Annotated in this window: 15 protein-coding genes; 11 read left to right on the top strand and 4 right to left on the bottom strand. The window is 58.8% G+C overall.

The window, feature by feature from the left end; translation table 11 throughout:
- Positions 1 to 140: 140 nt before the first annotated feature.
- Positions 141 to 1,136: an AraC family transcriptional regulator gene (locus M504_RS20045; RefSeq protein WP_198137727.1), complete on the bottom strand. Its 996-nt coding sequence runs from the start codon at positions 1,134 to 1,136 to the stop codon at positions 141 to 143.
- 121 nt (positions 1,137 to 1,257) lie between these two features.
- On the opposite strand from M504_RS20045, the gene M504_RS20040 reads away from it, so the two are divergent.
- From M504_RS20040 to M504_RS20030, 3 genes are all read left to right on the top strand, one after another.
- On the top strand, positions 1,258 to 1,992 hold the full coding sequence (locus M504_RS20040; RefSeq protein WP_047497779.1) for an SDR family NAD(P)-dependent oxidoreductase: 735 nt from the start codon (positions 1,258 to 1,260) through the stop codon (positions 1,990 to 1,992).
- A gap of 210 nt (positions 1,993 to 2,202) precedes the next feature.
- Positions 2,203 to 2,955 carry an SDR family oxidoreductase gene (locus tag M504_RS20035; RefSeq protein ID WP_047497776.1) on the top strand — a complete coding sequence of 251 codons (753 nt, stop codon included), beginning with the start codon at positions 2,203 to 2,205 and terminating at the stop codon, positions 2,953 to 2,955.
- 91 nt (positions 2,956 to 3,046) lie between these two features.
- The gene (locus M504_RS20030; protein ID WP_047497773.1) at positions 3,047 to 4,303 is read left to right on the top strand and encodes a NupC/NupG family nucleoside CNT transporter; all 1,257 of its coding nucleotides are present in this window, start codon (positions 3,047 to 3,049) and stop codon (positions 4,301 to 4,303) included.
- A 144-nt stretch (positions 4,304 to 4,447) separates the two neighbouring features.
- On the opposite strand, the gene M504_RS20025 is transcribed toward M504_RS20030, so the two are convergent.
- The 3 genes from M504_RS20025 to M504_RS20015 all read right to left on the bottom strand — a co-directional run bounded on the left by M504_RS20025 (position 4,448) and on the right by M504_RS20015 (position 7,480).
- Positions 4,448 to 5,170 carry a Stp1/IreP family PP2C-type Ser/Thr phosphatase gene (locus M504_RS20025; protein ID WP_232296384.1) on the bottom strand — a complete coding sequence of 241 codons (723 nt, stop codon included), beginning with the start codon at positions 5,168 to 5,170 and terminating at the stop codon, positions 4,448 to 4,450.
- 128 nt (positions 5,171 to 5,298) lie between these two features.
- Positions 5,299 to 6,942 (bottom strand): M28 family peptidase, encoded by a 1,644-nt coding sequence (locus M504_RS20020; RefSeq protein WP_047497767.1) that lies wholly within the window; start codon positions 6,940 to 6,942, stop codon positions 5,299 to 5,301.
- 118 nt (positions 6,943 to 7,060) lie between these two features.
- Complete coding sequence (locus M504_RS20015) at positions 7,061 to 7,480, bottom strand: hypothetical protein (RefSeq protein ID WP_047497764.1); 420 nt, start codon at positions 7,478 to 7,480, stop codon at positions 7,061 to 7,063.
- A gap of 510 nt (positions 7,481 to 7,990) precedes the next feature.
- On the opposite strand from M504_RS20015, the gene rimO reads away from it, so the two are divergent.
- The 8 genes from rimO to M504_RS19975 all read left to right on the top strand — a co-directional run bounded on the left by rimO (position 7,991) and on the right by M504_RS19975 (position 14,045).
- On the top strand, positions 7,991 to 9,658 hold the full coding sequence (gene rimO, locus M504_RS20010) for a 30S ribosomal protein S12 methylthiotransferase RimO (protein WP_156994086.1): 1,668 nt from the start codon (positions 7,991 to 7,993) through the stop codon (positions 9,656 to 9,658).
- A 10-nt stretch (positions 9,659 to 9,668) separates the two neighbouring features.
- The gene (locus tag M504_RS20005) at positions 9,669 to 9,935 is read left to right on the top strand and encodes a hypothetical protein (protein WP_047497762.1); all 267 of its coding nucleotides are present in this window, start codon (positions 9,669 to 9,671) and stop codon (positions 9,933 to 9,935) included.
- Positions 9,925 to 10,275: a GyrI-like domain-containing protein gene (locus tag M504_RS20000; RefSeq protein WP_156994072.1), complete on the top strand. Its 351-nt coding sequence runs from the start codon at positions 9,925 to 9,927 to the stop codon at positions 10,273 to 10,275. The genes M504_RS20005 and M504_RS20000 overlap by 11 nt, the downstream gene beginning before the upstream one ends.
- Positions 10,276 to 10,438: 163 nt before the next feature.
- Positions 10,439 to 10,867 (top strand): hypothetical protein, encoded by a 429-nt coding sequence (locus tag M504_RS19995; RefSeq protein WP_047497758.1) that lies wholly within the window; start codon positions 10,439 to 10,441, stop codon positions 10,865 to 10,867.
- A 22-nt stretch (positions 10,868 to 10,889) separates the two neighbouring features.
- Positions 10,890 to 11,105 (top strand): DNA gyrase inhibitor YacG, encoded by a 216-nt coding sequence (locus tag M504_RS19990; RefSeq protein ID WP_047497755.1) that lies wholly within the window; start codon positions 10,890 to 10,892, stop codon positions 11,103 to 11,105.
- 11 nt (positions 11,106 to 11,116) lie between these two features.
- Positions 11,117 to 11,686, top strand: coding sequence for a phosphatidylglycerophosphatase A (locus tag M504_RS19985; RefSeq protein WP_232296393.1), 570 nt, complete (start codon positions 11,117 to 11,119; stop codon positions 11,684 to 11,686).
- Between the two features lie 42 nt (positions 11,687 to 11,728).
- Positions 11,729 to 12,772 carry an IPT/TIG domain-containing protein gene (locus tag M504_RS19980; RefSeq protein WP_047497753.1) on the top strand — a complete coding sequence of 348 codons (1,044 nt, stop codon included), beginning with the start codon at positions 11,729 to 11,731 and terminating at the stop codon, positions 12,770 to 12,772.
- Position 12,773: 1 nt separating this feature from the next.
- Entirely contained in the window at positions 12,774 to 14,045 is a 1,272-nt protein-coding gene (locus M504_RS19975) for a competence/damage-inducible protein A (RefSeq protein WP_369792925.1), read from the top strand.
- The last annotated feature ends 302 nt before the right edge of the window (positions 14,046 to 14,347 follow it).

Here is a 14,347-nt window from a genome sequence, read left to right as displayed (position 1 = left end):
AGCATGACCGCAGTGTGAACTATCCATTACGAAGAGTTACTCTCCCAATACCCTCTGCATCGCATCAACTGTAGCCGCATTGCGCTTAGCGGAAAAATACTTCCGTGACATCTGGTCTCCGCCAGGTAAGAGTCTTCGCTTCAAAAATCCTTCGCCATCCCGGCATTTCTGTGGTCTTCAAAACCACGTTTCAGGTACTCACCAGGATTGACCCCAACAACTCTCTTGAACGCCTTACTGAAAGCAGCGTCGGACTCGTAACCGACTAACCGAGCAACGTCTATAAGCTTCTTGTCACGCTGCTGGAGTAACTGCATCGCCTTTTGCATCCGCCACTCGGTTACGTATTCCATTGGTGTTTGTCTCAGCAGTTCTTTAAAGCGCACTGCGAATGCGGAGCGAGACATGCCCGCCGCTGCGGCCAGTGATTCGACCGTCCAGGCCGCACTCACACTGTCGTGAACGGCACTCAAAGCGATTCCCATTTGAGGATCGAAGATCGCGCGAAGCCATCCTTTGTTGCGTTGCTGCCCCAACGCGATATGCGCCCGTAGCACCTGGATAAATAGAACCTCGGCCAGGCGCGTCGCGACGACCTCCGATCCCGGTGCCTGCACAGCCATTTCTGATGCAAGCGCCTGCACGGTGTTGTGAAGCGCAAGCGTGCGTTCCTCATCGGCCTTCATCAGAATGAAGCTCGGCAATAACTGGGTGATCGGCTTCAGGCTCGCGCGATCGAAACTCAAAGACCCACAGACGATAGTCGTGGGTGCGCCACCACCCCCACACTGAGCGACATTGCCGTTGGCCAAGGCCCCGATCTCGCGGAATGTCCACTTCGGGCGTGTTCGTGGGCTGTCGCGTAAAACGATCGAAGTCCCCTTGGCCACCAAGAAGCAATCACCACCACTAAGGGGAATTGGCTCCGCAATACCTTCCACACTCAGCCAGCAGTTGCCGCGCGAAAGCATGGCGAAGTGCGCCAAATCTGCGGGCGGCGTTTTCTTGCCGGAGGGCGTGACTTCTTCTTCGGACCGATTTTCCTGTTTCACGCCCCACGGAACTGTGGCTTCCAGCCTGTGCAGCCCAAACGCGGTCACGTGCATTGTTTTGAAGATGTCCGTTATCGGGTCCAACATAACCTCCACAATTTGGACGAATAGACAAAATATTCGGATTTTTGGGCAGTTCTCGTCCACTTCCAAGGAAATCTACTCTGCTGTAGTGAATGCTACACATCTACCGAAGGGAACAATTATGGGAAAACTGGAAGGTAAGGTCGCAGTCGTCACGGGGGGATCGAGTGGCCTGGCGCTGGCGAGCGCCAAACGCTTCGTGGAAGAGGGTGCCTACGTTTTCATCACAGGCCGAAGGCAGGAACAGCTCGACGAGGCAGTCAAGCAGATTGGTCGAAACGTGACCGGCGTACGTGGTGACGCAGCCAATCTCAACGACCTTGATCGTCTGTTCGATACCGTCAAGCGGGAGAAGGGAAAGATCGACGTCTTATTCGCGAGCGCAGGCCGGGGCGATGCCCTGCCACTTGGCGAAATTACCGAGCAGCACTTCGATGCGGCCTTCGGCCTGAACACGCGCGGAACGCTGTTTACAGTTCAGAAGGCATTGCCACTGTTTAACAACGGCGGATCGATCATCATGACCGGGTCGGTCGCTTCGGTAAAGGGCTTTCCCGGTTTCGGCGTATATGCGGCAAGCAAGGCAGCGCTGCGCTCTTTCGCACGCACGTGGCTTAACGAACTGAAGGCCAGGCATATCCGGGTGAACGTGCTGGGCCCCGGGCCAATCGCCACTCCGATGCAGGAAGAAGTGCTCACTCCAGAGGCGAAGCAGATGTTCGAATCCCTGATCCCTCGAGGAACAATGGGGCAACCTGAAGAAATCGCGACGGTAGCTCTGTTTCTTGCTTCAGACGATTCCAGCTTCGTGAATGGCGTGGAGCTGAATGTCGACGGCGGCTTCTCGGCAATCTGAAATCTATGAATCTCGGTGAGTGCATGATCGCAAGGCACTTACCGAGATTCATAGACAACCAAAGTCAGCGCACGTAGACGAGCGTATCCTTCGGTACAGCAGGTTTTAAACAGCTCCCCCAGAACTTCATGAATCCTTTTCAAAGCCACAGCAATCTATCCCGATGGATCATTTCGATGGTTGTCAAAATATCAAAAGGACGGAAACATCATGGGTAAGCTCGAAGGAAAGATCGCACTCGTCACCGGCGGCAACAGCGGCATCGGCCTCGCAACAGCAAAACGCTTCGTGGATGAAGGCGCCTACGTATTCATCACCGGCCGCCGCCAGAGCTCCCTGGATGAAGCCGTAAAGTTTATAGGCAAGAATGTCACCGCCGTACAAGGCGACGTCTCCAACCTCGAAGACCTCGATCGCCTCTTCGCGCAGATCAAGTCTGAAAAGGGCAAGCTCGACGTCGTCTTCGCCAACGCAGGCGGTGGCGAATTCATTCCGCTCGGCAGCTACACCGAAGAGCACTTCGACAAGACCTTCAACATCAATGTGAAGGGCCTCGTCTTCACCGTGCAGAAGGCACTTCCGCTCCTGCCCGATGGCGCAACCATCGTGCTGAATGGCTCCATCGTCTCCATCAAGGGCTTTGAGAACTTCGGCGTCTACAACGCCACCAAGGCTGCCGTCCGCTCCTTCGCTCGCACCTGGACCAACGAACTGAAGGCGCGCAAGATCCGCGTCAACGTCGTTAGCCCCGGCCCCATCGACACCCCGGCCATCAGCGGTCTAGTCGGCAACGACTCCGAGCAGGAGAAGGCGCTGAAGGCAGGTCTGGCAGCAGGCGTTCCTCTCGGCCGCATGGGTGAACCCGACGAACTCGCCAAGGCAGTCGTCTTCCTCGCCTCGGATGACAGCAGCTTCGTCGCCGGTGTGGAACTCTTCGTCGACGGCGGATTCGTGGCCGTATAAACAATCGGTGAAAAGCCGGAGGCGGTTTCCCCTTCGCCTCCGGTACACTCTTTCTGCAACGCACCTGATTTGCAGCAGAGGAGGGCCCGATTTGGCCCGCTTTACCGGACTCATTGGCCTAGTCGTTTTACTTGGCGTCGCCTACGCCCTCTCCACCGACCGCCGTGCCATCCGCTGGCGCACCGTCGCCTGGGGCCTCTCCCTGCAAGTCTTCTTCGCATTCCTCGTTATCAAGTGGAGCTTCGGCCAGAAAATCCTCGCCAAGGGCGCAGGCGCAGTAGCCGGTCTCCTCGCTCATTCCGTCGATGGCTCATCGATGGTCTTCGGCAAACTCGGCGACCCTACCAGCCCCCTGCAAGTCTTCGCCTTCGCCGTCCTGCCCACCATCATCTTCGTGTCAGCATTGTTCGCGGTGCTCTATCACCTCGGCATCATGCAGATCGTCATCCGCGGCATGGCATGGGTCATGCAGCGCACCATGGGCACCTCCGGCGCAGAATCAACGAACGTAGCGGCCTCCATCTTCATGGGCCAGACCGAAGCTCCGCTCACCATCCGCCCCTTCCTCAACAACGCCACCCGCTCTGAATTAATGACCATCATGACCAGCGGCATGGCGCACGTCTCCGGCGGCATCATGGCGGCGTACATCTCCTTCGGGATCCGCGCGCAGGACCTGCTCAGTGCCGTCATCATGACCGCGCCCGGCACCATCCTCATCGCAAAAATGCTCGTGCCTGAAACCGAAGTCCCGGAAACACTAGGCACCGTCCACATCAAGAGCGAAGACGAACACAAAAACGAAAACCTCATCGGCGCCATAGCGCGCGGCACCATTGACGGCGGTCAACTCGCCTTCAACGTCGCCATCATGCTCATCAGCTTCCTCGCGCTCGTCGGCCTGCTGAACGGCATCCTAACCGGCATCCACAACCTCATCGGCGTGCACCAGGTCGGCGGCCACAACGTCAGCTTCCCATCGACGTTAAACAGCATCCTCGGCTTCTTCTGCGCACCCATCGCGTGGCTCATCGGCATCCCGTGGCACGACGCGCCCATCGTCGGCAACCTCATCGGAACCCGCGCCGTGCTGAACGAATTCATCGCCTACACGCAGCTCGGCCAGCTAGCCAACGCGCATCAGATCAGCACGCGCACCCTCGCCATCGCCACCTTCGCGCTCTGCGGCTTCGCGAACCTCGGTTCGGTAGGCATGCAGATCGGTGGCATCGGCGCGCTGATCCCCAATCGTCGCAACGAACTAGCCCGCCTCGGCATGCGAGCGCTCCTGGCGGGCACCATCGCAAACCTCATGAGCGCTTCCATCGTAAGCATGCTCATCCGCTAAGCAGAAAAAGCCTCGCCAATCAGCGAATCTCATACGGTCGAAGACCGTTAACTTAAGCGAAACGCGTCGTCTGTTGGAAGGGGCAGGCCTTCAGCCCTGCCTAAAGAATGACAAAGAAAGGGGCTTTAGCCCCTGAGGGAATTCCTAACCCCGCCCCAGCACCACGGTGATATTGTCCGACCCGCCATGTTGATTCGCTAGATCCACCAACGTATCCGCACAAACCTGCAGTCCGTTGTGGCAGTCTTCGTTCAACACTCGCGCAATGGTTGCGTCATCCACTTCGCGAATCAGCCCATCCGAGCACAGCAGAAACACATCGCCCTGCATCAATTCGCAACGCATCACATCCGGCAGCACTTCCACATGCGACCCCACGGCGCGCGTAATGATGTTCCTCAGATGCGACATCGAAGCCTCATCCTCCGTCATCAAACCCGCGCGCACCTGTTCGTCTACAAAAGAATGGTCGCTGGTCAACTGTTCCAGAACGCCGCGCCGCAACCGATAGCAGCGTGAGTCTCCCACATTCACAACCCACGCTTGCTGCAGATCGCGTTCCACTTCCAGGCCCACCAGCGTCGTTCCCATGCCGCGCAGCGCCATGTCCCGGTGCGACTCCATGAAGACGGCGTTATTCGCCTCCATGGCCGCGCTCTCCAGTCGCCAACGTGCAGGATGCGCATCGCGCCCAAGCCGTGCTTTTTCCAGGAACACACGCGCCGCCATGTGCGACGCCACCTCGCCGCCCGCAGCTCCGCCCATGCCATCGCACACCACGAACAGCCCCGCCATCTCGTCTGCGGCGCAAACATCCTCGTTGTGTACGCGGCATCGGCCCACGTCCGTCAACATCGCGTATTCCACGTGTGGCCTCCGGCTCAATCCTGCAATCCAATCCCTGAGCATGCCGCTGGAGGTACCTTCCGTACTACTGCGAATCCGCGGCAAACTCTTTGCGTGCGGTTTACTGCAATTCCAATAAACCTGGAAGCTTACTGACCCTTCCGAGCTGCTTCAAACTCATCACCCGGCAACCACTCCATGCGCTCCGGCTGACTCATCACAATCCATCCCAATTCAAACCCAAAGCGCGCCATGTGCGCGTTGCCCGTGAAGTCCATCGAGTCCGAGTACACATCCGCAGGCGTGTGATATTTGTTCTGACCAAAATCACGCGACTGCTCGCGTCCCCACGCCTCGTCATGCCCCACATACATGCCGCCCTGTCCCAGAGAAAACGCCGGAATACCCACGCGCGCCAGCGAGAAGTGATCGCTGCGATAGTACCCACCGCCCGCGTCCACACCGCCCTTGCGCAGCGTCAGGTTGTCGTGCGCAGCCAACGCCTCCAGGATCGGATAAGCCGTCGTCCTCTGCGCTCCCCCCGCACCCACACCCGTCACATCGCCCAGCGGCAACAGTTCGTCATAGTTAATGTCCAGCGAAATATCCTTGGCTGGAACCGGCGGATGCATCCCCAGATACTGCGATCCCAGCAACCCCTGCTCTTCCGCCGTCACCGCTGCAAAAATCACCGTCGATGGCGGCTGAATCTTCTTCTGCCCAAATGCCCGCGCCATCTCCATCACAATCGCGGTGCCCGTCGCGTTGTCGGCTGCGCCATGAAACACAGGATCACCCTTGCGCGTGCGATCAATGCCGAAGTGATCATAGTGCGCTGTATACAGCACCGTACGTCCCGGCTTCGCTCCCGTAATCTTGCCAACAACGTTCGCCGCCTCGAACTCGTGAACATGCGTAATCACATGCGCCTTCAACCGCACCGGCAGCGGCTTCGCCACAAATCCACGCTTGCCCGCCGCAGTGATCGCCTCATCCGCCGTCATGCCAACCGTGGCGAACAGCTTGTCTGCAACATCATGCGTAATCCAGCTTGCTGCCTTCAGCCTCGTGTCAGGATCATCACGCAGATAGCTGTGTTCGCCGCTCCATGAGTTCTGAACCACCTGCCAGCCATAGCTCGCAAGATCGGTGCGATGAACAATCAGGCAAGCCACAGCACCATGCCGGCCAGCCTCTTCAAACTTGTACGTCCAGCGACCGTAGTAGGTCATGCTCTTGCCGTTGAAGAACTTCGGATCGTCGCTTGTGGGTTCGTTCACAATCACCACCGCAACCTTGCCCTTCACATCCACGCCTTTGTAGTCGTCCCAGCCGTACTCGGGCGCCACAATGCCATGCCCCACAAACACCAGCGGAGCATCAATCTCTGCAATCGGTGTGTGCGTCTGGTTATTCGCAACGTAGTCCGTGCCAAAGGCCAGCTTCAGCGGCTCACCCTTTTCCGGCACCAGCGCAAACGCGGTCGAAGGATCGGTCTTCACACCCACCATCGGCACCTGCTGAAAGTACGTGCCATGATCGCCCGCAGGTTCCAGCCCTGCCGCCTTGAACTGAGCAGCAATATATTTCGCAGCCTTCTCACCGCCCGGCTGCCCCGGCGCACGACCTTCAAACTCGTCGCTGGCCAGCGTCTTCACATGCTGCCGCAACCGCTCCGGATCAATCCCCTTCTCTTCCTGCTGCGCTGCGTCCGGCAAAGTCAGATTCGCCTGCGCCACTACTGAAGGAACCACCAACAAAGACGCAAAAATTACCGCAGAAGCAAAACGCATCAGGACAGAAACTCCAAGGGAAAGTAAAAGGAATGACGACAAACGAAATCAGTGTATGCCAATCGCCGCCCGCGAACGGCCTTTCTTTTTATTGGCAATGCTGGTCCATCGCAAAGGCTTATGGCTGGATCGCCCGATGCCGCCCATCCTTCGCAACCAGGTTCATCACCGGGTTCGCCGGTCCACGCTTAATGAGCTGTATATAACCGGAATCCCCACCCAGCACCAGCCCCGCACCATCCTCGGTCGTAGCCAGTTTCACGTTCGGCCCATTCTGCGAAGTCAGCAACCGGAACAGCACCGTCTCCGGATATCCCTTTGTTCCATCCGGCATCTTGAAATCGGGCTGCGCAGGCAGCACACGCAACTCGGCGCGAGTGCGTCCCTGCTCATCCACAATCTCCAAAGCATGCGCGCGCACCACCGGCGAGATAACCTCCGGCGCGGCGACAACAGTTGCGGCAGGGCGTGTCACCGAATAGGTAAGCATCGCCGCGTTTACCAACGTCAGTGCGATCATGACCGGCTGAATCTTCATAGCAGTGTCTCCTCATCCGTTGAACGAGTCGTAAGAACACGGCGACGCCACACCACTCCGAACTTTCCCTGTCGCCGAAAGCTTCCGTTAATCCGCCATCCTTCGCCTGGCGTTCTCGTCTGTCAATAAGAACGGAATGGATCGCCACACGCGATTCAGTATTTTCAACTCAGCTAAAAGAGGCATCATTGGCCGCTTTAGAACGAGCAGTTCCCTCCCTGAAAACCTGTCAAGCCTTCATCCTCATAACCCCAACAATCCAAAACACTTCCCGGTGCCGATAATTTCCCCAAAACCCGCTACAATAGAGGGTGACCATACAGGAGCACGCATAAGCCTTGGCGGGCGGCTGCTAACTCCAGCAGAATGAAGATTTTGCGTGTAAACCCAATCGTATGACGATTTTAGGGACACTCGCGCGCTAAGTCCTTCCGCATGACGATTTTAGAAATTTGAGGGGGGAGGGGGTACCCCACCACTCACCCCGGCAGGGACACTCGCGTGCCAACCATCACCGAAGCAGAAATCAAAACGAACCTCAGCACCGACAGCATCGAACGGCCAAAGATTGGCTTCGTCTCGCTCGGCTGCCCCAAGAACCTCGTCGACTCCGAGGTCATGATGGGAATGGTTCACCACGCAGGCGCGCAACTCACACCAGCCGCGGAAGACGCGGACATCATCGTCGTCAATACCTGCTCCTTCATCGACTCGGCCAAGCAGGAGAGCGTGAACACCATCCTCGAGATGGTGCAGCACAAGACCGAAGGCCGAGCCAAGCGCCTCATCGTCACCGGCTGCCTCGTCGAGCGCTACCGCGACGAGATCCAGAAGAACATCCCTGAGGTTGACGCCGTTCTCGGCACAGGCGAACTGGATGACATCCTCGCCGCAGCAGGCCTGCAGCCAAAGCCAGTCCCGAACAATAGCCCGTTCAACATCCTCACCTCTGCGAACACGCCGGTTCACACGCACGCCCACACTGAACTCGGTGGAGCAGCAGCGCTTGAGGTGGAAGTAGCCGAAGGCAATCTCTCTCCCGCAACCATCGCGGAGAGCAGCCTCATCGACCGCGCATCCAGCGCAGTCCGCAAGCACAGCCAGCTCGAAGTCCCGGAGCAGACCTCGCGTCCCGAAGGCGACCTCCGCGAGAAGCAGGGCCGCTTCGCCCGCACCGATTGGGACGGCGCGACCGCCGAGCTGCCCAGCTATCTCTACTCCGACGAGACTCCGCGCATCCTCAGCACGCCGCGCGCCTCGGCCTACATCAAGATCGCCGAAGGCTGCGATCATCCCTGCGGCTTCTGCATCATCCCGCAGCTCCGCGGCAAGTTCCGCTCACGCCGCATCTCCTCCATCCTCAACGAGGCGGAGAACCTGGTGAAGCAGGGCGTCCGCGAGATCACCCTCATCGGTCAGGACACCACCTGCTACGGCGAAGACCTCGGCATGAAGGACGGCCTCGCCATGCTGCTGGAAGCCCTCGCCACGCTGGAAGTAGAAGGCATCGGCAAGATCCACTGGCTGCGCTTCCTCTACGCCTATCCGAACAAGGTCACCACCAAACTGCTGGAGACCATCGCGGCGCACGACAACATCGCCAAGTACCTCGATGTACCGTTGCAGCACGCCTCGCCAACCGTCCTCAAGCGTATGAAGCGTGGCGGCAGCGGCGACATCTTCCTCCGCATGCTCGACAAGGCCCGCAGCATCGTGCCGGACATCGCCATCCGCACCAGCTTCATCGTCGGCTTCCCCGGCGAAACGGATGAGGAGTTCGCCGAACTGGAGGCCTTCATCAAGGCCGCTAAGATCGACTGGCTCGGTGTCTTCTCCTACTCGGACGAGGAAGGCTCACCCGCCTTCGACCTCGGCGACAAGGTGCCGAAACGCACCATCGAGTCACGCCGCCGCAAGCTGATGCGCACCCAGCTCAAGCTGAGCGCCAAGGCCCGCGCCGCGCAGGTAGGCAAGGTAGTGGAAGTACTCGTGGAAGGCCCCAGCGAGGAGACCGAACTCCTGTGGCAGGCCCGCACCCTCCAGCAAGCCCCGGAGATCGACGGCCACGTCCTACTCAACGACTTCGGCCCCCACGAAGCCCTCATACCCGGCACCTTCTACCAGGCTGAGATCACCGAAGCACACGATTACGACGTGGTAGCGACCATCATCGAGTAAGCTTGCTCGCATGAGATACAGCTGGAAGAAACATCTACTTGCCGCTGCCGTTTCCGTGGCTATTCTCACGTTCACGACAACGCTTACCTTCAGGAGCGACGCCTCTCTTGGGAAGCAGAGATTCCTAGATCGTGATGCCCACGCCTATGAGGTGAACTCAGCCGGTAATGTGGTAGGCGTGCTGATCGTCGCCATCGGATTCACAGCAGCTATTCTCCTTCCCTACGAGTTGACGTTGCGTATTTTGGACAGCAAACGTCTCAGCGGTGAAGACTAATCTCGGAGCCCACGCGATGCTACAACCGGAGTTCCGCCACATCGACATCATTCTCCTCGCAGGCACAATGGTGATCTACGAAGGCCAGCAGGACGCAACCGAACGCATCCCAGCGCAATGGGCTGATCTCATGGCGCTGCCTGTCCCGGAACTCCACTCGGCAACGCACGTCTACGGCGCATCGCCCTGCACCGCTGATGGCAAGCTCCACTACTTCACGGGCATTGAAGTCCCTAGCTACGAAGGCGTGAACTCGCCTGCCCGCATCAGCATTGAGGCTGACGAATACGCCATCTTCACGGTGCATGACATCACCACACTCCGCGACACATGGGTCTGAGTTCTGCGCGAGTGGCTGCCTCAATCTGGGCGCCGCGAACGCAACGTACCAGAGTTCGAGCGGTTCACGGCACCGTACAATCCACTCAGGGCCAGCGGACCGATCCAGATCGGCATCCCGTTAGAGCCCGGTGAATAGCACTGGAAGAAGGATCATACAGACAATGGCAACACCCGCAGATGCAGATATCGTCCTCAAGCTCTACGAGCTCCGCCGCGAAGAAGTCATGCGCAAGGCACGCAACTACGTTGGCATGGAGTTCTGGCCTGCGAACGTGGATGAGTTCCGTGAGATCCATAAGCCCACGAACCCCAATAACGTCTACTGGCGTCAGGTAATCACCTTCTGGGAGATGGCCGCTCAGCTCCCGCTGCACGGTGCAGTCGACTCGGACCTCTTCCTCGCCACGCAGGGTGAAGCACTCTTCATCCGCGCCAAGTTCGCCGACATCTCCGAGGAAGCTACCGGAAACACCTTCATGCCCAACACCAAGAAGCTGGTCGACGGTAGCGAGAAGGCACAGGCGCAGTTTGAGGCCGTGAAGAAGCAGCTGGCCGCACGCCGCGCGCAGGTCGTCGCAGCCAAGGCATAGCCCGAAGCATCCAATCACTGTTATGGCTACCAAAGTACTCCGCTGTCCCACATGTCGAACACTGATCACCGAGAAGGGCGATGACTTCCCCTTCTGCAGTGATCGCTGCCGCCGCATCGACCTCGGTAAGTGGGCCAGCGGAGACTACAAGATCACCTCGCCCATCCTTGACCCCGATCTGCTGGAAGACCTCGAACGCGAGCAACTCCTCCCGCAGCGCAATAAGTACGAGAACTAGGCGTGGCTGAGATTCCCGACGCACAACACGACACCATCACGCGCGACGAGGTGCTTTCCGCCGAACATCTACCTGGCGTGAAGCGAACCCGTTGGGCATGGATCGTAGGCACCTTCTTCGGCGCAGGCTTCCTCAAGCCCGGCCCTGGAACGTATGGTTCCGTCGCCGCCCTTATCGTATGGTTTGTGGTGGCAACGCATGTGCCATATCACTGGTTGCCACTCATCACGCTGATCATGGCTGCAACAGCCACCGCTGTCGGCATTCCCGCAGCCACCCGCGTAGCCCGCGAGAGCGGCCGCAAAGACCCGCAGATCGTGGTCATCGACGAGGTAGCAGGACAGTGGCTGACACTGGTCTTCTGCCTGCCGACCATGCCGTTCGCGCTGCTGGGTCTGCTCTGCTTCCGGGTCTTCGACATCCTCAAGCCACCGCCAGTACGCCGTCTGGAGCGACTCCCCGAAGGCACGGGCATCGTGGTGGACGACCTGGCTGCTGGCGTCTACGGCCTCATCGTGCAGACGCTGCTGCAGCAGGGCCTCATCATCTACCACCTCATCCAGAGCACACCCAAACACTAGCCACGTTGCAAGTGCCACCATCGCGGCATACCCTGAAGAGTGATGACGCTGCTCTCCCATCTCCGCGGCCACGCCGACCCCAACGCACCGCACCTTGACCGGATCACTCCCGCCGCAGCCATGCCCGACGGCGTTGTGGACCTATACGGTGCACACCTCGCCGACGCGACTCGCCCGAACATCACCATAGGCGATAGCGCTGCTCCGCTTACCTATACCTCCCCATCGCGCGTAAGCTTTCGTGTTCCGGACGGCTCTATCTCAGGCGACGTCGTCGTGCGTATCCACGATCACCACAGCAATCCGTTGCCACTGAATGTCGCCGTGCCGATCGCGGATAACCTGCATCCCATTGCCAATCCCGCCGTAGACAGCGAAGGCAACATCTTCGCCACCTTCTCGGGCACACGTGGGCAGGATGTGCCGGTCTCCATCTTCCGTATCGACCGCGACTACCAGATGCGGCCCTTCGTGCGCGGCCTGCAGAATGCCAGCGCACTTGCCTTCGGCCCCAACGGGCATCTGTACTGCTCCTCACGCTCCGAAGGTACGGTCTATCGCATCAACCCTGATGGTGCGTCGGTGCAGTTTGCCGAGGGAATGGGCATTGCCACCGGACTGGCCTTCGACGACAGCGGCAGCCTCTACGTTGGCGACCGCAGCGGCACCATCTTCAAGCTGGATACGCAGGGCAACGTGTTCGTGTTCGCCACGCTGGAACCTTCCGTGTCGGCCTACCATCTGGCGTTCCTCGGCAATGGGACGTTGCTGGTCACGGGACCGACCACGAGTAGCAACGAGGCGATCCATGCCATCTCGCCAGAAGGTGAGGTGAGTGTGTGGTATCGCGGCCTGGGGCGCCCGCAGGGTATGGCTGTGGACACACAGGACAACGTATACGTTGCGGCATCGCTGCATGGCGAACGTGGTGTCATCCGCATAACGCCGGAGAAGGAAGCATCGCTTGTGCTCAGCGGTGCAGGACTGGTTGGATTGGCGTTCACTGAGGCAGGCGAAGCGGTGCTGGCCACCAACGCCTCGCTGTACACCGTAGACCTTCGAGTGGAAGGACGGTTGAACCGCTAACATGGCCACCGACCCAACACCCAGCATGATTGCGGAGATTATCGCTGTGGGCAGCGAGATGCTCACGCCTTACCGACAGGACACCAACTCGCTCGCGATGACTGCGGAGCTGAACAAGCTTGGTGTCACGGTTGCCTTCAAGACCATCCTTGGCGATACATTCCAGCATCTGGTGGATGCGGCCAAGATCGCCCTTACGCGCGCGGACATTGTGTTGTTCTCAGGTGGTCTTGGCCCAACTGAGGACGATCTCACCCGTGAAGCTGTAGCGTCTGCGCTTGGTGTTGGCATGACGCGCAACGAGACCGTTGTGGAAGGACTGAAGCAGCGATTCGCCAAGCGCGGTCTTGTGATTCAGGAGATCAACTTCAAACAGGCTGATGTGATCGATGGGGCTAAGTTGTTGCCTAACCCCAACGGTACGGCACCGGGTCAGTGGGTGGCCACAGAGTATGAGGGGAAGCCACGGTACATTGCCTTGTTGCCGGGGCCTCCGAAGGAGCTGCTGCCCATGTTTGTGGAGCAGGTGCGTCCGCGGTTGCAGCAGGTTATTCCGCGGTTGCACATTGCGTATCGCTGGCTGCGTATGGCGGTGGTGCCGGAGAGTGAGGTGGATGCACGCACTTCGCCCATCTACCTTTCCTATCCCGATGTAAGTACCACCATCCTGAGCACAGGCGGCGAGATCCAACTGCACTTCCTGTGCGCCAAGCCCACTCTGGAAGAGGCGCAGGAGCGCGTGGACGAGGTGCTGTCCAAGTGCGAGCACGAGATGATGGACTACGTCTTCTCTGCCGACGGTGAGTCGTTGGAGCAGGTGGTTCTGCTCATGCTGGGTATGCGGCACCTGACGCTGTCCACGGCAGAGAGCTGCACTGGTGGACTGATTGCGGAACGGCTCACTGCTGTTTCCGGATCGTCACGGTCGTTCCTTGGTGGCGCCGTTGTGTACTCCGATGAGTTGAAGACACTGTTTGCGGATGTGCCGAAGGAACTGATCCAGAAGCATGGTGCAGTGAGCGATCCAGTTGCGAGGGCGATGGCGGAAGGCATTCGCGCCCGCATTGGGTCTGATCTGGCGATTGGTGTGACCGGTATTGCCGGGCCTGGCGGAGCTACGTTGAACAAGCCTGTTGGCCGTGTCTACATTGCACTGGCCGATGCGGAAGGTACGCAAGTGCGCGAGTTGAACCTGAGCGGCGACCGTGAGCGCGTTCGCTGGTTTGCCTCGCAATATGCACTGGTGATGCTGCGGCAGAAATTGCTCTCGTAAGGGGGTACCCCCCTCCCCCGTTTCTCTAAAATCGTCTTTCTATTGGGGTTATGGCCGGGGTGTCTCTAAAATCGTCAGCCCATTGGGGTTAGAGCCAAAATCGTCTTTCTAAAGGACTTAACTTGACGCGCTTGAGGCAAGAGGCAAGCGAGGACAGCCCCTTACTTCAATTGTAGTGAGTTGAAGGAAATAACCTGCCAGCTCTATTTCTTTTGGTTTGTTGGGTTTGAGAGAGTTGGGGGCTTGACAGGTTTTCCGCATGAAGGGGATTAACGCGGGATGCCGCTTCCCTGTGGAACCGT

The organism is Terriglobus sp. TAA 43, from assembly GCF_000800015.1.
Classification (GTDB): Bacteria; Acidobacteriota; Terriglobia; order Terriglobales; family Acidobacteriaceae; genus Terriglobus.
This window is presented reverse-complemented; position numbering and strand designations above follow the sequence as displayed.

Bases quoted from the DNA above. Each gene is read 5' to 3' on its own strand.
- M504_RS20040 (WP_047497779.1), top strand. From the start codon at position 1,258: ATGGGAAAACTGGAAGGTAAGGTCGCAGTCGTCACGGGGGGATCGAGT.
- M504_RS20035 (WP_047497776.1), top strand. From the start codon at position 2,203: ATGGGTAAGCTCGAAGGAAAGATCGCACTCGTCACCGGCGGCAACAGC.
- M504_RS20020 (WP_047497767.1), bottom strand. From the start codon at position 6,942: ATGCGTTTTGCTTCTGCGGTAATTTTTGCGTCTTTGTTGGTGGTTCCT.
- M504_RS20015 (WP_047497764.1), bottom strand. From the start codon at position 7,480: ATGAAGATTCAGCCGGTCATGATCGCACTGACGTTGGTAAACGCGGCG.
- M504_RS20005 (WP_047497762.1), top strand. From the start codon at position 9,669: ATGAGATACAGCTGGAAGAAACATCTACTTGCCGCTGCCGTTTCCGTG.
- M504_RS19995 (WP_047497758.1), top strand. From the start codon at position 10,439: ATGGCAACACCCGCAGATGCAGATATCGTCCTCAAGCTCTACGAGCTC.
- M504_RS19990 (WP_047497755.1), top strand. From the start codon at position 10,890: ATGGCTACCAAAGTACTCCGCTGTCCCACATGTCGAACACTGATCACC.
- M504_RS19980 (WP_047497753.1), top strand. From the start codon at position 11,729: ATGACGCTGCTCTCCCATCTCCGCGGCCACGCCGACCCCAACGCACCG.
- M504_RS19975 (WP_369792925.1), top strand. From the start codon at position 12,774: ATGGCCACCGACCCAACACCCAGCATGATTGCGGAGATTATCGCTGTG.